This window comes from Arthrobacter sp. 2MCAF14 (assembly GCF_052115645.1).
In the GTDB taxonomy this organism is placed as follows: domain Bacteria; phylum Actinomycetota; class Actinomycetes; order Actinomycetales; family Micrococcaceae; genus Arthrobacter.
Window position 1 is genome coordinate 57,897 of the sequence record NZ_JBFRHB010000012.1, and the last position, 17,818, is coordinate 75,714.

At 65.1% G+C, this 17,818-nt stretch carries 16 protein-coding genes; 13 read left to right on the forward strand and 3 right to left on the reverse strand.

Annotated elements, in window-relative coordinates; all coding sequences use genetic code 11:
• Window positions 1-321: 321 nt before the first annotated feature.
• Window positions 322-1,539: a benzoate/H(+) symporter BenE family transporter gene (locus AB4074_RS10495; RefSeq protein WP_441413327.1), complete on the forward strand. Its 1,218-nt coding sequence runs from the start codon at window positions 322-324 to the stop codon at window positions 1,537-1,539.
• Between the two features lie 151 nt (window positions 1,540-1,690).
• Here AB4074_RS10495 and zapE read toward each other — a convergent pair whose 3' ends face one another.
• Window positions 1,691-2,728, reverse strand: coding sequence for a cell division protein ZapE (gene zapE / locus AB4074_RS10500; RefSeq protein WP_441413328.1), 1,038 nt, complete (start codon window positions 2,726-2,728; stop codon window positions 1,691-1,693).
• Window positions 2,729-2,937: 209 nt separating this feature from the next.
• Here zapE and AB4074_RS10505 point away from each other — a divergent pair, with 209 nt between their 5' ends.
• The 3 genes from AB4074_RS10505 to ybaK all read left to right on the forward strand — a co-directional run bounded on the left by AB4074_RS10505 (window position 2,938) and on the right by ybaK (window position 4,927).
• Window positions 2,938-3,861 (forward strand): sulfurtransferase, encoded by a 924-nt coding sequence (locus tag AB4074_RS10505; protein WP_437773271.1) that lies wholly within the window; start codon window positions 2,938-2,940, stop codon window positions 3,859-3,861.
• A gap of 101 nt (window positions 3,862-3,962) precedes the next feature.
• The gene (locus AB4074_RS10510; RefSeq protein ID WP_345446647.1) at window positions 3,963-4,418 is read left to right on the forward strand and encodes a SufE family protein; all 456 of its coding nucleotides are present in this window, start codon (window positions 3,963-3,965) and stop codon (window positions 4,416-4,418) included.
• 17 nt (window positions 4,419-4,435) lie between these two features.
• Complete coding sequence (gene ybaK / locus AB4074_RS10515) at window positions 4,436-4,927, forward strand: Cys-tRNA(Pro) deacylase (protein WP_441413329.1); 492 nt, start codon at window positions 4,436-4,438, stop codon at window positions 4,925-4,927.
• A 49-nt stretch (window positions 4,928-4,976) separates the two neighbouring features.
• Here ybaK and AB4074_RS10520 read toward each other — a convergent pair whose 3' ends face one another.
• Complete coding sequence (locus tag AB4074_RS10520; RefSeq protein WP_441413378.1) at window positions 4,977-6,218, reverse strand: alpha/beta hydrolase family protein; 1,242 nt, start codon at window positions 6,216-6,218, stop codon at window positions 4,977-4,979.
• Between the two features lie 150 nt (window positions 6,219-6,368).
• Here AB4074_RS10520 and AB4074_RS10525 point away from each other — a divergent pair, with 150 nt between their 5' ends.
• The 9 genes from AB4074_RS10525 to AB4074_RS10565 all read left to right on the forward strand — a co-directional run bounded on the left by AB4074_RS10525 (window position 6,369) and on the right by AB4074_RS10565 (window position 16,732).
• Window positions 6,369-6,860 (forward strand): hypothetical protein, encoded by a 492-nt coding sequence (locus AB4074_RS10525; protein WP_441413330.1) that lies wholly within the window; start codon window positions 6,369-6,371, stop codon window positions 6,858-6,860.
• 13 nt (window positions 6,861-6,873) lie between these two features.
• Window positions 6,874-7,365: a peptide-methionine (R)-S-oxide reductase MsrB gene (gene msrB / locus AB4074_RS10530; RefSeq protein WP_441413331.1), complete on the forward strand. Its 492-nt coding sequence runs from the start codon at window positions 6,874-6,876 to the stop codon at window positions 7,363-7,365.
• A gap of 212 nt (window positions 7,366-7,577) precedes the next feature.
• Window positions 7,578-8,948 (forward strand): DUF6421 family protein, encoded by a 1,371-nt coding sequence (locus AB4074_RS10535; RefSeq protein WP_441413332.1) that lies wholly within the window; start codon window positions 7,578-7,580, stop codon window positions 8,946-8,948.
• The gene (locus AB4074_RS10540) at window positions 8,945-9,676 is read left to right on the forward strand and encodes an SDR family oxidoreductase (RefSeq protein WP_441413333.1); all 732 of its coding nucleotides are present in this window, start codon (window positions 8,945-8,947) and stop codon (window positions 9,674-9,676) included. The genes AB4074_RS10535 and AB4074_RS10540 overlap by 4 nt, the downstream gene beginning before the upstream one ends.
• Window positions 9,677-9,685: 9 nt before the next feature.
• Window positions 9,686-10,798: a threonine aldolase family protein gene (locus AB4074_RS10545; RefSeq protein ID WP_441413334.1), complete on the forward strand. Its 1,113-nt coding sequence runs from the start codon at window positions 9,686-9,688 to the stop codon at window positions 10,796-10,798.
• A 61-nt stretch (window positions 10,799-10,859) separates the two neighbouring features.
• Window positions 10,860-11,531 carry a DUF3000 domain-containing protein gene (locus AB4074_RS10550; RefSeq protein ID WP_441413335.1) on the forward strand — a complete coding sequence of 224 codons (672 nt, stop codon included), beginning with the start codon at window positions 10,860-10,862 and terminating at the stop codon, window positions 11,529-11,531.
• Between the two features lie 69 nt (window positions 11,532-11,600).
• Complete coding sequence (locus AB4074_RS10555) at window positions 11,601-12,938, forward strand: HRDC domain-containing protein (RefSeq protein WP_441413336.1); 1,338 nt, start codon at window positions 11,601-11,603, stop codon at window positions 12,936-12,938.
• Window positions 12,939-13,301: 363 nt separating this feature from the next.
• Window positions 13,302-14,585: a thiolase family protein gene (locus AB4074_RS10560; RefSeq protein ID WP_441413337.1), complete on the forward strand. Its 1,284-nt coding sequence runs from the start codon at window positions 13,302-13,304 to the stop codon at window positions 14,583-14,585.
• On the forward strand, window positions 14,582-16,732 hold the full coding sequence (locus tag AB4074_RS10565; protein ID WP_441413338.1) for a 3-hydroxyacyl-CoA dehydrogenase NAD-binding domain-containing protein: 2,151 nt from the start codon (window positions 14,582-14,584) through the stop codon (window positions 16,730-16,732). Before AB4074_RS10560 ends, AB4074_RS10565 begins: the two co-directional genes overlap by 4 nt.
• Here AB4074_RS10565 and AB4074_RS10570 read toward each other — a convergent pair.
• The gene (locus tag AB4074_RS10570; RefSeq protein ID WP_441413339.1) at window positions 16,729-17,814 is read right to left on the reverse strand and encodes a nucleoside hydrolase; all 1,086 of its coding nucleotides are present in this window, start codon (window positions 17,812-17,814) and stop codon (window positions 16,729-16,731) included. The two genes, AB4074_RS10565 and AB4074_RS10570, sit on opposite strands and share 4 nt — an antisense overlap.
• Window positions 17,815-17,818 lie beyond the last annotated feature (4 nt).

Consider the following 17,818-nt stretch of genomic DNA (forward strand, 5'->3'; position numbering starts at 1 on the left):
CAAAGTTCAGGACCTCGTTGGTGGCAAGGAAGAAGCCATCAAGGACGGCATCGAATAGGCCGCCGATTTTATCGACGACTAGATGCGGTTCAGAGAGCCGCTTCCGAGTTCGTGGGCAACCTCGACGGTTTGCTGTAAGGGCTACGGTCTGGACAGCTCCCTCCGCCAATGAGGCTCCGTAGCCGGTCCAACCGGCCAGAGCTCCCGAATACAGTTACGTCAACGGGGCACCGGTCCCGCCGCGAGGCGCCGCCGGTGCCCTTGGCGTTTAACCGCGGTCGCCTCGGCAGGCGGGCCACGGCTCCGGTAACGTGATGGACTATGCCAGCGTCATCTCTCCACACCGGACAGTCACGTCCAGCCACCGCTTCCCGGCAGCTCTCCCGTCCGCTTGTGGCCGGAATTGTGACCGCGCTGGTCGGCTTCACCTCATCCTTCGCGGTGGTACTCGCAGGCCTCCGGGCGGTCGGGGCCACCCAGGAACAGGCCGCCAGCGGGCTCCTGGCCCTCACCCTCACCTTCGGGCTCGGCGTCCTCTGGCTTTCCTGGCGGTCGCGCTTGCCTGTCACGCTTGCATGGTCTACGCCCGGTGCGGCACTGCTCGCAGGAACCGGGGTGCCCGACGGCGGGTGGCCGGCCGCCGTCGGCTCCTTCCTCATCGCTGGTGTGCTGATCGCCCTGACGGGGCTCATCCCGGCCCTTGGAAAGCTGATGGCGAAGATTCCCACGGCCCTCGCCCAGGCGATGCTGGCCGGAGTGCTCCTGTCCCTCTGCCTCGCCCCGTTCAAAGCCTTGGGCACCGCTCCCCTATTGGTGGCTCCTGTGATCCTCTGCTGGCTGGTCATGATGAAGCTGGCGCCCCGCTGGTCGGTACCTGCCGCGCTGTTGGTGGCTCTCGCGGTTATCGGAATCTACATCGTCGTCAACGGCGTAAGCATCCCCACGAACCGGCTGTTGCCTGAATTGCATTGGACCACTCCCGCTTTCACGCTCAGCACGGTGGCCGGCATCGCCTTGCCCTTGTTCATTGTCACCATGGCATCCCAGAACATTCCGGGGGTGGCAGTGCTGAAGTCTTTCGGCTACACCGTCCCGTGGCGCCAGTCGATGCTGGTGACAGGGGCAGGGACTGCGCTGGGGGCTCCCTTTGGCGGACATGCGATCAACCTCGCCGCGCTGAGCGCTGCGCTGGCTGCAGGAGAGGAAGCAGGTGAAGACAGGGGCCGGCGCTGGATCGCAGCCTTCACGTCAGGCCTGGCCTACCTCGTGCTGGCAGCCTTCTCCGCCGCGCTGGTGACCGTCGTGGCGGCGGCACCGCCAGGGCTCCTGGAAGCCGTCGCGGGCTTGGCGCTGCTGGGCACCCTGGCCTCTGCCATCGCTTCGGCCCTGGCTATTGCCGAAGAACGCATCGGAGCCTCCGTGACGTTCCTGATCGCCGCCTCGGGCCTCAGCTTCGCAGGGATCGGCGCCGCGTTCTGGGCGCTTGCCGCCGGAATCCTGGTGCGTTGGGTCCTGAAAGATAGGGAACCCGAAAAGTAGAGCAGGGCCTGCCCTAGAGTGGGCCTGCCTAGAGTGGGGCAGCGGGGTCCCTACGTGGCGACGGAGTCGACACGAAAGGGCCTGCCTAGAGTGGGGCAGCGGGGTCCCTACGTGGCGCGGAACGCGACACGAAAGGGCCTGCCCGAATCTCTTAAGAAGGCTCGTGGTTCTGGCCCTCACGCGCCAAGGCGGTCAGACGGGACACGGCGCGGAAGTACTTCTTCATGTACCCGCCGGTCATCATTTCCTCCGTGAAGAGCTTGTCGAAGGGCACGCCGCTGGCGAGGATCGGGACGTCCTTGTCGTACAAACGGTCGGCCAGCACCACGAAGCGAAGGGCGACTGCCTGCTCTGTAATGGTTTCGACGTCACGCCAGACAACCGCATCGATTCCTGCGATCAGCTTGCGATACCGGCTGGGGTGGACACCGGCCAGGTGGTCGATCAGGCCGCGGAAGTTGTCCACGGCCACGGTCTGGCCATCGAACTCGGCGTGCATCTGCCGCTTGAGGTCTTCGGTCTTCAAGGGTGCCGGAGCTGCGGGCAAGCCGCGGTGCCGGAAGTCTTCCCCGTCGATCCTGACAACATCGAACTGGTCCGCGAGGACCTGAATCTCCCGCTGGAAGTCGACGGCCGCAAAGCGGCCGTCCCCCAGTGAACCAGGCAGAGTGTTGGACGTGGCAGCAAGCTTCACACCGGCGTCGGACAATTCACGCATGAGGCGGGACATGAGCACCGTGTCGCCCGGATCGTCGAGCTCAAATTCGTCGATGCAGACAAGCTTGTAGCTGCTCAAAGCCTCCACGGTCTTCCGGAAGGACAGAGCGCCCACCAGGTTGGTGTACTCCACGAACGTCCCGAAGGCTTTCGGTCCCGGAGCCGAGTGCCACAGTGAAGCCAGCAGGTGGGTCTTTCCGACGCCGAATCCGCCGTCGAGGTAGATCCCGGCCCTGCTGTTGACCTTCTTGCTGAAAAGGCGCTTGAACAGGCCGTCTCCGTCGCCGGCCCCCACTGTCGCCCCAAACGCTTCCAGGGACTTGACCGCTGCCGCTTGGCTGGGCTGGTTCGGATCAGGCCGGTAGCTCTTGAAGGACACCTCTCCGAACCGTGGCGAAGGGTAGAAACCCTTGAGAATCTCATCCGCTGAGACCGCCGGCGTGCGCGCGGCGAGCTGTTCGATCTGTACCAATGCGGTCCGTTCTTCGTGTCGTAAGTCCCCAGCAAGAATACCGGCAATGCCACGCCCCGGGCGGACACGTGATGAAGGCCATATTTCACCATATGAACGGGGAGGAGCTTTAGTCCCCGGCCCTCGATACTGTGGGATTAATGCCCGGGCACGTCTTATCGCCCGGCGCCGCCCGGTGTCAGTGAAAGTGTCAGTGAAAGGCCATACCAATGTCCTACCCCGTTGAACAGAACGAGAAGTTCGCCGCGTACGCCCACCCCGAACGTCTGGTGTCCACCGAGTGGCTTGCCGCAGCCCTTGAGGGCGGCGCCCTCGGCGACGGCAAGCTGGTTGTTGTCGAATCCGACGAAGACGTCCTCCTGTACGAGACCGGCCACATTCCGGGCGCAGTCAAGATCGACTGGCACACGGACCTGAACGATGAAGTCACCCGCGATTACGTCGACGGTGAAGCGTTCGCAGCCCTGGCAGCCGCCAAGGGCATCTCGCGGGACACCACCGTGGTGATCTACGGCGACAAATCCAACTGGTGGGCCGCTTACGCCCTCTGGGTTTTCACGCTCTTCGGCCACGAAGACGTCCGGCTCCTGGACGGCGGCCGCGACAAGTGGATCGCCGAGGGCCGCGAAGTCACCACCGACGTCCCCCAGCCCGCCCCGGGCGACTACCCCGTGATCGAACGCAACGACGCCCCGATCCGTGCCTTCAAGGATGACGTGCTGGCGCACTTCGGCAAGCCGCTGATCGACGTCCGCTCCCCCGAGGAATACACCGGCCAGCGCACCCACATGCCGGCTTACCCCGAAGAGGGCGCCCTGCGCGGGGGCCACATCCCCACCGCAGCTTCCATCCCGTGGGCACGCGCGGCTGCCGAAGATGGCACGTACCGTAACCGGACCGAACTTGAGGCCCTCTATCTCGGGGAAGCCGGCCTCACGGAAGGCGACGACGTCGTGGCCTACTGCCGCATCGGCGAACGTTCCAGCCACACCTGGTTCGCACTGAAGTACCTGCTTGGTTTCGAAACGGTCCGCAACTACGACGGTTCCTGGACGGAGTGGGGCAATGCCGTGCGCGTCCCGATCGTCAAGGGCGCTGAGCGGGGTTCCGTGCCCGCACTCGCCGGAAAGTAGTCCGGAATCCCTGTGCCTTGCCATATCGGCCTGCCATATTGGACTGGCCATTTTGAAGCAACGGGGACCAGACCGGCACGGACTTGCGTAAGCTGGAAGTGATGAGTACTAATACTTTGCCCTCCGCACTGGCGGAAATTGTCGATGACTTCCAGGCATTGACCGAGCCCGACCGCCTTCAGCTGTTGCTTGATTTCTCGCGCGGGCTCCCGGCCTTGCCGGAACGGCTGCTGGACCACCCTGAACTCCTGGAGCAGGTGGTGGAGTGCCAGTCGCCGCTGTTCCTGACCATTGAGCAGGAAAAGAAGCCCGACGGCGTCGCTTACCGTTTGTTCTTCAAGGCACCGCCGGAAGCGCCCACGACGCGCGGCTTTGCGGGCGTTTTGCACGAAGGCCTAGACGGGCTGACCGCCGCGGAGATCCTCGCCGTTCCGGATGACATGCCGGAACTGTTGGGCCTCACCCGGGCAATCACGCCGCTGCGCATGCGCGGCATGACGGCCATGTTGGGTCGGATCAAGCGCAAAGTCGCTGCGGCGGACCGCTTGTTGTCCTGATCCGGGATACCCAGCGAATGGCCAAGAAACAGGCTTCACAGGGAAAGCCGGCCACAGCCGTACTGGCTGCGGCCGGCGTTCCTTTCACGCTGCACCCCTATGCGCATGATCCTTCGGCCGCGAGCTACGGGCTTGAGGCTGCCGAGGTCCTGGGTATCGATCCCGGCAGGGTCTTCAAGACCTTGATGGTGGACATTGAAGGCAAGCTCGCGGTGGGCATCGTCCCGGTGAGTGGCACCCTCGACCTCAAGGCAATCGCAGCGGCTCTCGGATCCAAGAAGGCCACCATGGCCGATCCCAAAATGGCCGAGCGACGCACCGGCTATGTCCTGGGCGGGATTTCCCCGCTGGGCCAACGCCAGCCATCGCCCACTGTGCTCGACGAATCGGCGTTGGCCTTCGGCACGGTCCTGGTTTCCGGTGGACGCCGCGGCCTGGACATTGAGCTGGATCCCGCAGACCTTATCCGGCTGACCGGCGCCCGGACTGCCCCGATCGGCAACCCTTAGGAAACTCCGGGGCCAGCGCAGGTACTCTCAAGCAGCGTCCGGCCCGTTCTCAATCCGACACCGGCCCGCCACGGGGCGTGAGGTGCGGAGCGAGCCATGAGCGGACCAGCCGTTCCCATTTCTGGGGATCCACGTTCCACTCTTTCGTGTGGCGCGCGCCCTCGAAAGGCTCAAAGGTGACCATGTCCGGATTCTTTTCGGCGAGGCTGGCCGAGGGTTCGTAGGGGACGTACTCATCATCCACGCTGTGGAGCACCAGCGTCGGGGTCCGCAGTTCGACGGCTCGGGCATCCCAGTCCATTGCCTTCAAGTCGACGGGCGCGGCCAGGCCGGTGAGGCGCCGGCCCAACGGGTGCCCCAACATCAACTGCCCGTAACGGCCCACGGCGTAGGGGATCCTGTTGATCTGCGCGTGGTGTGCCAGGACATTGACCCAGTTGATCACCGGCGCGTCCAGGACCATGGCCCTGATCACGTGCCTGTTGCGCGAAAGATCGGCCGTCTGCAGGCAGATCGCCCCGCCCATAGACCATCCGAACAAGACCACTTCGTGGGCGCCGTGGGCGAGTGCGTACTCAATGGCGGCGTCGACGTCGTGCCATTCCGTGGAGCCCAGGCCGTAACGCCCGTCCGGGGCAGAGGGGGCCAGTCCGTCGTTCCGATAGGAAACCAGCAGGCTGTCGAGTCCGAGATCGTGCGCGACGCGCACTGCGCGCAAGCCTTCGAGTCGGGTGGCACCACGGCCATGGACCATGATGGCCCATACCTTCGCGGGCTTCCCTGCGGCTGACGGAACCAGCCAGGCCGGCGCCTGGCCACCCTCGACGTCGATCTGTATTTCTTGCGAATCCAGGCCAAGCGCCGCCGGGGAGTCGTAGACGGCACCGCTCCACCATCCGCGCCGGGCTGTGGCCAGATCCCCGCTGTAGACTTCCTCGACTTCGCGCTGCACCGTCCGCTCTGCGGGCGAATAGGACACGATCCTTCCGATCCGCGCGGCCCCTGTCCCGCCCGCGAAGAAGAGGCTGAACACTCCGTCGATGGTGGTGTCCGGGGTAGCCGCGAGGATGACCTGGAGCCCGTCGTCACGGCGCACCACCGCCAATACCTCCTGGTCGGCCTCGCGCGCCGTGGGGGTAATGACGCGCCTGGCGAAATAGGCGGCGAGCGCCGAAGACCCTGCGCCCAGCAAGCCGGCAATGCTGCTTCCTGCAACGATCCCCACAACGGTCCATTTGGCGCGGGCGGACATTTTTGCGCCGTTCTCAACGGTTGGCGCAGCTCGGGTCATGGATGCCATGTGACCATTCTCCCGGTTGCGGGGCGGTGTTCCGAACAGCGCCCTCTGTGGCGTTTCTTCCCGGGAGTCGACGCCGCGGCGAGAACAGAATTGCCGCACGAAACCATGCCTGAAGGCGCGGCTCAGGTCTACGCTGTAGCCATGAGTGAACCAATCGTCATCCTTACCGAAGAGCCTCTCGGCCCGGACGACCGCGTCAATATTGCCAAACTGATCGACGGCGGTGACTCGCCCCTGGTGGTGTTGGTGCCCTCGAACACAGAGCGGCACTTGTTGGTGGACTTCCTTGAGAATCTCTCCTTGCTTGAAATAGCCAAGGCATTCCGGGATCTGCTCGCGGAGGCGCCGGATCCCCAGTCGGAGCGGGCCCAGGCTGCCGAGACCTTGTCGGCGTCGCTCGGGGCCCTGGATGGGCTGGGTGGCGGGGTAACTGGTGAAATCGTCGACGGCGGTGCCGTGGCCGGCTTGGTGTCCAAGGTCAAGGCACTCAATGCCGCGCAGGCCGTCGTCGTCACCCGCCCTCACGCGATAGCCGATACGTTCCATACGGACTGGGCGAACAAGGCCCAGGACCAATTGGGGCTGCCCGTGCTGCATCTCTATGCGGGCTCGGGATTTATCGGCGACTCGTGAGCGTTGACAGAACATGAGCACTGCAGACAACAGGAAATACTTCCAAGCCGCGGACCCCTTGACCGGGGTTCCCCACCAGGATGTCGCGAAGGACGGGCAATGCGTGGAGAAAACGGACGCGGAGTGGCGCGAGGAGCTCACCCCCGAGGAGTTCAGGGTCCTCCGCCAGGCCGGAACGGAACGCCCCTACACAGGTGAATATTGGGACACCCATACAGCGGGCGTGTACCAATGCCGGGCGTGCGGCGCTGAGCTTTTCACGAGCAACGAGAAATTCGATTCCCATTGCGGCTGGCCGTCCTTCTGGGCCCCGCTCGCGGAAGGCACCGTCCGGTACATCCACGACCACACTTTGGGAATGGAACGGGTGGAGGTCCGCTGCGCCAACTGCGATTCACACTTGGGACACGTTTTCGAGGGTGAGGGCTACGGCACACCTACTGACCAGCGGTATTGCATAAACTCCGTTTCGCTCAAGCTTGTCGAGACCCCTGCCGGGCAGTAGTCCGGGGCGATAATTCGAGCCCGGGCTCGCCACGCAAACGCCAAGCTACCGGCAGCCCCCAGGGCCAGCCCTCCCCGGGCTGGATCTTCCGGGGCTGTCGGAACCACTTGCGAAAGAGTTTCTTATGCTCGGGCCACTTTTGAATTAGCGACTCTGGCCGCTTGCTACGCTCGCCTCAGAACAATGATTCTTGAGGAAAGGCACCGTCGACGATGACCACCACCGTTACCACCACCCGTCCGCGCATCACCTCGGACAACCGGGACTGGATCTCCCTGAAAGCCGCAGCCACCGCCCTTCAGGCGTTCCAGAGCCAGGATGGTTCCATCCAGGATTCCCTCCACCATGAGGCTGCCCGGGCATACACGGCCACCATCATGGAGGCCATCACAAGCCTGGCTCCTGCGTTCCCGCATGACGCTGCCTATCTCGAACTCCTGGTCACGGATTTCGGCCGCTGGGCCGACGCCGGCTTCGGAGTCCCGGACTTCCTCGACTCGCTGCTGGCCTTCCAACCGCAGGAACACCGCGAGGACGGGCTCCAGCATCTCGTGGTCTTCCCCATGTACACCCAGAACGGCAGCACGAGCCGTCTTGTGGAAGCGGTCCTGATCGAGGTGATCTGGCCAGAGTTCATCGGCGCATTGGAGGCCGGCGACTACTCCAACAAGCTCTTCGTTCCCATCCGTTTCCTGGACTTCACCCCCGGGTACGACACCAATTCAGCCGTGCTCTTTCCCGAGACCGTCGCAGTGCGGGAAACGCCTGCCTTCACGTGGGGCGCCATCTTCGCCGACCGCGAGGCCGCCCGCTTCCGTCGCGTTCTCAAGGCGGCTGCCGCAACAACCTCCCTTGAGCTCCCCGCGGATGCCGACGAGCTGTTGGATGACCAGGAACTCACGCAGCGGACCTTCGTCATGTGGGACCTGATCCATGACCGCACCCATATGCGCGGCGACCTACCCTTCGATCCGTTCATGATCAAGCAGCGGATGCCGTTCTTCCTCTACTCGCTCGAAGAGCTCCGCTGCGACCTGACGGCATTCCGCGAATCCGTCAGGATCGAGAAGGACGAGGACGCTTCCCCCGACGCCCGGCGCCACGCGAAGCTCGTGCAGTACGCCGTCATCTTCGACCGCATCTTCCGCTTCGCGATCACGGGCAACCGGGTCCGCAACTACGACGGCCTGGGCGGCCAGCTCCTCTTCGCCTGGATGCACCAGCACCACGTCCTGCACTGGACCGACAGCAAGCTCAGCATCGACTGGGACGAGGCCGCCGACGTCGTCGTCGAGCTCGGTGCCCGGATCGAGGAACTGTACTGGCGCTCCATCGACCGCCCCAAGGCCGCCCACTGGCTCGCAGCGTATAAGCTCATTTCCGGTACGGTCACTCCGCACCCGGCTTCGGTCTGGGCGAAGGGCCCAGAGGCACTGCCGCTCGACGGGCCGCCCCGCGGCCTCACCGACCAGGTCCTCGACGACGAATTCCCCCTGTCCATGTTCTACGAAGCACTGGAGAAGAAAATGCGTCCGATCATCGAATCAACCACCGGTATCACCGGGCAGACCGCAGCCTCATGACCGGCGGACCGCTGACTGTCGTCGTCACAGGTGGCAGCAACTCTTCCGGCATCGCCGTGGCCCGCGCCTTCGCGCTGGCCGGGCACCGGGTCTTCACCATCGGCTCGAACGAGGCCCGCATCAAGGCCGCAGCGGCCGAAGCGGGCGACGACGTCACTCCCCTGGTATGCGATCTTTCCCGGCTGGAGTCCGTGCGCGAACTCGCCTCGGAGATCCACGGGAGCACCGAAGGGGTCGACGGCGTCATCCACCTGGTGGGCGGGTGGCGCGGAGCCAAGGGAATCGAAGACCAGCCGGATGAAGACTGGGCCGCCCTTGAGCAAAGCGCCATCACCACCCTGAGAAACGTTTCCCGGGTCTTCTACAAGGATCTCGCCTCCTCCCCCACGGGTCGTTTCGCCATGGTGAGTTCGACGGCGGTCGCCGCACCTACCGCCGGGGCCGCGACCTACGCGGCGGCCAAGGCTGCCGCGGAGACCTGGACCCTGGCCGTGGCTGACGGATTCCGCCGTGATCAATCAGGCAATAAGGACGAACCCACGGAGCAGCACAGCGCGGCCGTCGTCTTCGTGGTCAAGTCGCTCTTGGACGCGGCGATGCGGCGGGAACACCCGGAGCGGAAATTCCCCGGCTACACGGACGTAGAGGACTTGGCGGCGGCCGCCGTCGGGCTCTTCGACAAGCCGGCAGCGGAACTGAACGGACAGCGCCACCTCCTGGCCAAATAGACTGAAAGCGTGAATGAACAAGTGACGAGCACTACAGAAGAATTCCCGGCTGCCCTCGATACGGAACCCAGTGGACGACTCCACGACCCCTCCGTCCGCGGTTTCGCCTCGGACAACTACTCCGGCGTCCACCCTGAAATCCTGGCGGCCCTTGCCGCAGCCAACGGCGGCCACCAGGTCTCTTATGGGGAGGACCAGTACACGGAACGGCTCCACGAAGTCATGGAGCAGCACTTCGGCGCAGGCATCGAGTGCTTCCCCGTCTTCAACGGCACCGGTGCGAATGTGTTGTCCCTGCAGTCGCTGCTGCCGCGCTGGGGTGCCGTCATCTGCGCCTCGACCGCCCACATCAACATGGACGAGAACGGCGCGCCGGAGCGGATCGGCGGCATCAAGCTCCTCCAGGTCCCGACGTCGGACGGCAAGCTGACTCCGGAATTGATCGACCGCGAAGCCTGGGGCTGGGGCGACGAGCACCGCGCGCAACCCTTGGCCGTCTCCATCACGCAGACAACGGAACTCGGCACGTGCTATACCCCGGAGGAAATCCGGGCGATCGCCGACCACATCCACGCCAAGGGCATGAAACTGCACATGGACGGCGCCCGGCTCGCCAATGCCGCCGCCCACCTTGGCGTGCCGTTGCGGACGTTCACCCGCGACGCCGGCGTGGACATTTTGTCCTTCGGCGGCACCAAGAACGGGCTGCTGTTCGGCGAGGTAGTGGTCGCCCTGAATCCGGAAGCCGCCCACGGGCTGAAGTTCCTGCGCAAGATGAACATGCAACTGGCCTCCAAGATGCGCTTCATTTCGGCCCAGTTCATCGCGCTTCTGGAGTCCGGGCTGTGGCTTCGCTCTGCGGAACACGCAAATGCCATGGCCTCGCGGTTGCGTGCGGCAGTCGACTCGATCGAGGGTGTGGAGCCCACACAGGCCACGGAGTCCAACGGCGTCTTCGCGGTCCTGCCCGCCGGCGTCGCCGATCGCCTCCGCTCCTCGTTCAAGTTCTACGACTGGAACGAAGCGAACCGCGAGGTGCGCTGGATGTGTTCCTTCGACACCACCGAAGAGGACATCGATTCCTTCGTTGCCGCAATCAAGCGCGAACTGGCGTCCGCATAGGGCACGGGACGGGGCGGCGTGGCTTCAAGGTTTCGCCGCCCCGGACACATAATCTGCGAAGGTGAACGCACTCGCACAGGTTCCCGCGGATTTTTTGCATGCGTTGGGAACGCTACGAAAAGCAAAGTGCCGGAGCGAGCTGCGGCTCGCGGAAATCCCGGCGCCCTCCCGCTTGGCGCCATACGCGGTGGCTTTAGGGGCAGAGGTCTTCAGCCGGTCGACCCGTCCCGGCCGGACCCCGGTCCATGGCCCTGCAGCCATGGCATTTTCCAGCGAGAACAACCCGGGATCCCCCGGCGCCGCCGATGACGAAGACGAAGACGACGAGCTTGCAACAGGCAGGTTCATCTTGCTCCACGATCCCGACGGCTCGGCTGTATGGGACGGGGAATTCCGGATCGTCACCTATATCCGGGCCCAGCTGGAAGCCGACATGGGCAACGACGCCATGCTCGGTTCCGTTGCGTGGACATGGCTCGTGGACGCGCTTGAGAACCATTCAGCCCAGTACCGCGCAGCGGGCGGAACGGCCACGCGCATCCTGTCCGAGAGCTTCGGGACTCTGGCCGATAGACCGGAAACCATCGACATCGAACTCCGTGCCTCGTGGACACCTGCGTCTTCAGATGTCCAGGCCCACCTGGAGGCATGGTGCGACATGGTCTGCACGTTCGCGGGACTGCCTCCCCTGCCGCCCGGCGTCACTCCCTTGCCTAATCGGCGGCTCACATGAAGGCCGTGAACGTCCGCTGTAATCCCCGGCCGGACCGGCCGAGCACAGAGTCGGTAAACTGAAGGCACCATGACCCCTGAAAATCTGGAACCCACCACAGCCGGCGCTCCGGCTGCTGATCCCACACCACACATCACGGTAGACGGCTTCGAAGGCCGGATACCTGAGATCATCGACCTGGATGCCCCGCGCGAGGGCGTGCCGCTTGTCATCGACACCCTGTCCGGCCTGGAGCGGTGCGCCGCTGCCATCGCCGCAGGATCCGGCCCCGCCGGGGTCGACGCCGAACGCGCCTCCGGCTTCCGCTACGGGCAGCGTGCCTTCCTGGTGCAGATCAGGCGCGACAGCGCAGGCACTTGGCTGATCGACCCCGAGCCTTTCGATGACCTGAAGATCATCAACGAGGCGCTGCGCGGCGTCGAGTGGATCCTGCACGCCGCCACGCAGGATCTTCCGTGCCTGGCCGAGCTTGGCATGTGGCCTGACAAGCTCTTCGACACGGAACTGGCCGCACGCCTTGCCGGACTGCCTCGCGTAGGCCTGGCAGCCGTCATCGAGCAACTCCTGGGCTTCGGCCTCGCCAAGGAACACTCTGCCGCCGACTGGTCCACCCGACCCCTCCCCGAACCCTGGTTGCGGTACGCGGCCCTCGACGTCGAAGTGCTGGCCGAATTGCGGGAAGAACTCATCGAACTCCTGGAAGCGGATGGCAAGCTGGAATTTGCCGAACAAGAATTTGCCGGCATCCTCGGAGCAGGCCTTCCGGCCGCGCGGGTGGACCCGTGGCGCAAGACCTCTGGACTGCACCAGATCCGTGACCGCCGTCAGTTGGCTGCCGTGCGCGAGCTTTGGTACGAACGGGATCAGCTCGCGCGGAAACGGGATGTTGCTCCCAGCCGACTCATTCCCGATTCCGCCCTGGTCGCCGCAGCCAAGGCCATGCCCACGACCGTTCCGCAGCTCCTGGCCACCAAGGGCTTCCACGGGCGGGCCGCACAGCGCGAAGCGCCACGCTGGCTGCGCTGCATTGCCGGCGCGAGGAGCACCGAAGACCTTCCACCGCTTCATCTTCCAACCAACGCTCCCCCGCCACCGCGGGTCTGGACAGACCGCGATCCCGAAGCCGCCGCCCGCCTGGGGACTGCCCGGCCCCGGCTTCAAGAGGCGGCCGATGGGCTCAAGCTTCCCGTGGAGAACCTGCTCACTCCTGATTACATGAGGCGCGTGCTGTGGCGGCCGCCGTCGGACATCACCCTGGAGTCCGTATCCGAAGAGCTGCGCGCCCTCGGCGCCCGCGAGTGGCAAATTGCCATCACGGCGCCGATCCTCGCCGAGGCGTCACTGAATCCGCAGCCGTTGCCGCCCAAGGAGCCCAAAGAGCCCCGGAACCCGCCGTCCCAGGAATGAACCCCGGCCCCCTAGACCAAGGTTCCCGCACTCCCCGTGTAACCCCCGCTCACAAACAAGCCCTTCAGGCACAACGCCCGCTCACAAACAAGCCCTTCAGGCACAACGCTCGCTCACATCAACACCCTTTCCAAGGGAAATCCTCGGGTGATGTGAGCGAGGATCCGCCGGAAATCCTCGGGTGATGTGAGCGAGGGTCCGCCGGAAACCCTTGATATGGGAGCGAGGGTCCGCCGGAAACCCTTGATATGTGAGCGAGGATCTCCTTGCGCGCTAAGTTACTGGCGAGTAACATGGCCGTCAATGACACCGGCTTCCCGTGTGAGGGCTGTCCGGCATCCATGTCTCAACGAGGAGCCCCACATGATCCAAACCCGGAACAGCGCCAAGCCGCGGGCAGTCCGCGACGTCGTCTTCGTGGACGGCGTCCGGACGCCATTCGGCAAAGCGGGCGAAAAAGGCATCTATGCGGGCACCCGTGCCGATGACCTCGTGGTCAAGTGCATCCGCGAACTGATGCGGCGTAACCCGGGCCTGCCCGCCGAACGCGTTGACGAAGTAGCCATCGCCGCCACGACCCAGACCGGCGACCAGGGCCTGACCATCGGCCGCACCGCCGCCCTCCTTGCCGGCCTGCCCCGCAGCGTACCCGGCTTTGCGATCGACCGCATGTGTGCCGGAGCAATGACCGCGGTCACGACGACGGCGAGCGGCATCGGTTTCGGCGCGTACGACGTCGTGATTGCCGGCGGTGTGGAGCATATGGGCAACCACCCCATGGGCGCCGGAGCGGATCCCAACCCCAGGTTCATGTCCGAGCGGATCGTGGATCCGGCCGCCCTGAACATGGGCAACACCGCGGAGAACCTGCACGACCGTTTCCCGTCGATCACCAAAGAGCGAACCGACACCTACGCCGCGGCCTCCCAGGCAAAGCTAGCCGCCGCCTACGGCAAGGGCAAGATCCAGCCCGACTTGGTCCCGGTCGCCACAATGAAGCCTGGACAAGGCTGGACAGTGAACACCGTCGACGAGCCGCCACGCCCCGGAACCACGGTGGATGACCTCGCGGAGCTGCGCACGCCGTTCAGGGCCCACGGCCGGGTCACCGCAGGCAATGCCGCCGGCTTGAATGACGGCGCGACGGCGGCAGTACTTGCCTCCGCGGAGGCTGCCGAGGAGCTCGGCCTGTCCGTGAAGATGCGCCTCGTCTCCTATGCCTTCGCCGGCGTCGAACCCGAAGTCATGGGAATCGGACCGGTCCCGGCCACCGAGAAGGCCCTCAAGAACGCCGGACTCGGCATCGAGGACATCGGCCTTTTCGAGATCAACGAGGCCTTCGCCGTTCAGGTCCTGAGCTTCCTGGACCACTTCGGAATCGCCGACGACGACCCGCGCGTCAACCGCTACGGCGGGGCAATCGCCGTCGGGCATCCCCTCGCATCGTCCGGCGTGCGGCTCATGAACCAATTGGCGCGCCAGTTCGAAGAAGACCCGTCAGTCCGGTACGGCATAACGACCATGTGCATCGGCCTGGGAATGGGTGCCACAGTAATCTGGGAGAACCCGCGCCACTCCGACTACAACAGCGACCACAGCGCAACAGAGACCTCCGCCGACACCGAGAGCAAGGGAGCCGCAGCATGAGCGCCGCAGAATTCCAGAAACTGGCCGGACTGTTCCCGGACGAGACCGTGACCCACTCCTACGTCCAGGACATCGAACTCCCCGGCAACGCTGGAACGTTCGCCCTGATCACCCTCGACAACGGCCTGGACCACACCAAGCCCACCACCCTCGGACCCAATACCCTCGTCGAGCTCGGGACGGCACTTGAAGGGCTCAAGGATCGCGCTGCGCGCGGCGAGATCGTCGGCGTCGGCGTCACGGGCAAGCCGTACTTCCTGGTGGCCGGAGCGGACCTCTCAGCGGTCAAGCGGCTCGAAGAGCGCGAACACGGCCTGTGGATGGCGCAGCTGGGCCACGACGTCTACGCGACGCTCGCCGACCTGGGCGTTCCCAGCTTCGCCTTCATCAATGGCCTCGCGCTCGGTGGCGGCCTCGAAATCGCCCTCCAGTCCACCTACCGCACGGTTTCGACCGGCGCTGGCGCCCTCGCTTTGCCCGAAGCCTTCATCGGGCTCGTCCCCGGTTGGGGCGGCGTCTACATCCTGCCGCGACTCATCGGCCCGGAAAACGCCCTCAAGGTGATGATCGAGAACCCGCTGAGCAACAACCGCACGCTCACCGGCCCCCAGGCTTTCCAGCTCGGCATTGCCGACGCCATCTTCGAACCCGCGGATTTCGTGGAGCAGTCAATTGCCTGGGCCGCCAAGGTGATCGCGGGCGAGGTCGTCCGCGAACGGAGCAACTCCGTGGATCCGGCGGATCCCGCAGTTGCCGAACGCTGGGCCGGTGCCGTGGCAGCGGGCCGGGCGTTCGTGGAAGCCAAGACCTCGAACGCATCACCGGCTCCGGCCAAGGTGCTGGACATCCTCGAGGCCAACCGGACCATGGGCAAGGCGGAATCCGCGGCCCTGGAATGCGAGACACTCGCTGATTTGATGCAGACGGATGAGTTCCGTTCCACCGTCTACGCCTTCCTGGACCTCGTGCAGAAGCGGTCCAAACGTCCTGCCGGCGCGCCCGACCGCAAGCTCGCGCGTCCGGTGACGAAGATCGGCGTCGTCGGTGCCGGCCTGATGGCGAGCCAGCTCGCCCTGCTGTTCGCACGCCAGCTCAAAGTACCCGTGGTCCTCACGGACATCGACCAGGAGCGCGTGGACAAGGGAGTCGCCTACGTCCATGCGGAGGTGGACAAACTGCTCGGCAAGAAGCGGATAAGCTCCGACGCAGCCAACAGGACCAAAGCCCTCGTCAGCGGCTCCGTCTCCAAAGACTCATTCGCCGATGCCGACTTCGTCATTGAAGCAGTCTTCGAAGAACTCAATGTCAAGAAGCAGGTCTTCGCCGAAGTGGAGGCCATCGTCTCCCCCGAATGCATCCTCGCCACCAACACGTCCTCGCTGTCCGTGACCGCGATGGCCGAAGATCTCCAGCACCCGGAGCGCCTGGTCGGTTTCCACTTCTTCAACCCGGTTGCGGTCATGCCGCTCCTGGAGATCGTGCGTGCTCCGAAGACCGACGACGCCGTGCTGGCCACCGCGTTCGAGCTCGCCAAGGGCTTGAAGAAGACAGCCGTGCTCGTCAAGGATGCCGCCGCTTTCGTCGTCAACCGGATCCTGCTGCGACTCATGGGCGAAGTCATTGCCGCGTTCGACGAAGGGACGCCGGCGGAAGTCGCCGACTCGGCGCTGCGCCCCATGGGCCTGCCGATGAGTCCTTTCACCCTCAGCGCAATGGTGGGCCTTCCGGTCGCCCAGCACGTCCAGGAATCGCTGCACGCTGCCTTCGGCGAACGTTTTGCGGTCTCCCAGAACCTGCAGAAGTTGGTTGACAACGGTGTGAAGTCACTCTGGGCCCCGGGTCCTGAGGGAAAGCCGGTCATCCCGGCGGAGACGTTGGCGCTCATGTCCTTCGGCACCACTCCGTCCACGGCCGAGGAAGTCCTGCGTCGCACGCAGGACGCCTTGGCCGAGGAAATCGGGCTCATGCTGTCCGAAGGCGTGGTGGCAGGGCCGGAAGACATTGACCTCTGCGTCATCCTCGGCGCAGGCTGGCCGATGTTCCTGGGCGGGATCACACCCTACTTGGACCGGGTTGGCGCCTCCGAGCGTGTCAACGGCAAACGCTTCCTGGCACCCGGGATCGCGTCGAAACCGAACGCGGGCTAGCGTTCCTGCCGGCTAGGGTCCGGCAGCCTCCGGGCAAGGCCACCCAATGAGCTCACCAATTCGGCAAACGCCTCCCTTGGGTGGTTCTCCGAGACGATGCGCGCGTTGGACGGCTCGCCCCACAGTCCGCGAAAGTCCGCCACGGTGGTCCCGATGAGCCTGGGGGCCGCTGTCTCGACGTGCACTGTTGCCGTGCGTGTACTGTACCTGGCGGTGCCGGCGGCGACGGACGCCGCGAAGTAGTCGTGGATGTGCGCCACATAGCCTTGGTCGTAACGGCGATGGAACTCGAAATAAAAGCGCAGCATATCGCTGAGGTGCCGCACGAGTTCATTCGAAGCGGTGCTGCGCCGCCCTTCCGGCTGTTCCGGAAGGACAAGTTCCGGCTCCGTGCAGCCTGCCTCGGAAGCCAAGGCGGCCACGTGTTCGGGTGTCAGTTCTATCCGTTCCGTGGTCTCCAGGGCGCACACCACCGGCAGGCGTTCCTCAGGAAGTCCGGAGAACGCCGCAAACACCTCTGCCGCGGCGTGCGGATCAATGTGGGTGTTCCACTCGGCGGTGGGCGTCGTGTTGCCTTGGTAGTAGTAGCTGCCACCCATGATCACAACGCCGCGCAGCAGCTCCGGTAGCCGCGGCTCGGCCCGCAGGGCGAGGGCGAAGTTGGTGAGGGGCGCCGTCAGCAGGGCGGTCAGCTCCCCCGGCCGTGACCGGACCGCTTCTACCCAGAGCTCGACGGCGTCGGCATCGTGCACATGTCCGTGCGGTTCCGGCAGCTCGGCGTAGCCGATGCCCTGCGGCCCGTGGGTTTCCGGCGTCGTGGTCAGCGGGATCCGCAGCGGAGCCCGGGCACCGATGGCAACGGGCACGTGGGTGCGGCCGCACAACTCGAGCAGGGACAGGTTGTTGCGTGCCACTTGCTCCGCCGCGACGTTGCCGGGAGTACTGCTCACGGCCACCAGCTCCACATGCGGCTGGCTGCAGAGGTAGGCCAGGGCGAGGGCATCGTCGATTCCCGTGTCGCAGTCCACGAGCAAGCTCACGGGCTCGCGCTGGCCTGCAACCGCTGCCTGCTCCCCGCTCATGGAA

Coding starts and splice junctions, on each gene's coding strand:
- AB4074_RS10495 (WP_441413327.1), top strand. CDS start 322: ATGCCAGCGTCATCTCTCCACACCGGACAGTCACGTCCAGCCACCGCT.
- AB4074_RS10505 (WP_437773271.1), top strand. CDS start 2,938: ATGTCCTACCCCGTTGAACAGAACGAGAAGTTCGCCGCGTACGCCCAC.
- AB4074_RS10510 (WP_345446647.1), top strand. CDS start 3,963: ATGAGTACTAATACTTTGCCCTCCGCACTGGCGGAAATTGTCGATGAC.
- ybaK (WP_441413329.1), top strand. CDS start 4,436: ATGGCCAAGAAACAGGCTTCACAGGGAAAGCCGGCCACAGCCGTACTG.
- AB4074_RS10520 (WP_441413378.1), bottom strand. CDS start 6,218: ATGACCCGAGCTGCGCCAACCGTTGAGAACGGCGCAAAAATGTCCGCC.
- AB4074_RS10525 (WP_441413330.1), top strand. CDS start 6,369: ATGAGTGAACCAATCGTCATCCTTACCGAAGAGCCTCTCGGCCCGGAC.
- msrB (WP_441413331.1), top strand. CDS start 6,874: ATGAGCACTGCAGACAACAGGAAATACTTCCAAGCCGCGGACCCCTTG.
- AB4074_RS10535 (WP_441413332.1), top strand. CDS start 7,578: ATGACCACCACCGTTACCACCACCCGTCCGCGCATCACCTCGGACAAC.
- AB4074_RS10540 (WP_441413333.1), top strand. CDS start 8,945: ATGACCGGCGGACCGCTGACTGTCGTCGTCACAGGTGGCAGCAACTCT.
- AB4074_RS10555 (WP_441413336.1), top strand. CDS start 11,601: ATGACCCCTGAAAATCTGGAACCCACCACAGCCGGCGCTCCGGCTGCT.
- AB4074_RS10560 (WP_441413337.1), top strand. CDS start 13,302: ATGATCCAAACCCGGAACAGCGCCAAGCCGCGGGCAGTCCGCGACGTC.
- AB4074_RS10565 (WP_441413338.1), top strand. CDS start 14,582: ATGAGCGCCGCAGAATTCCAGAAACTGGCCGGACTGTTCCCGGACGAG.
- AB4074_RS10570 (WP_441413339.1), bottom strand. CDS start 17,814: ATGAGCGGGGAGCAGGCAGCGGTTGCAGGCCAGCGCGAGCCCGTGAGC.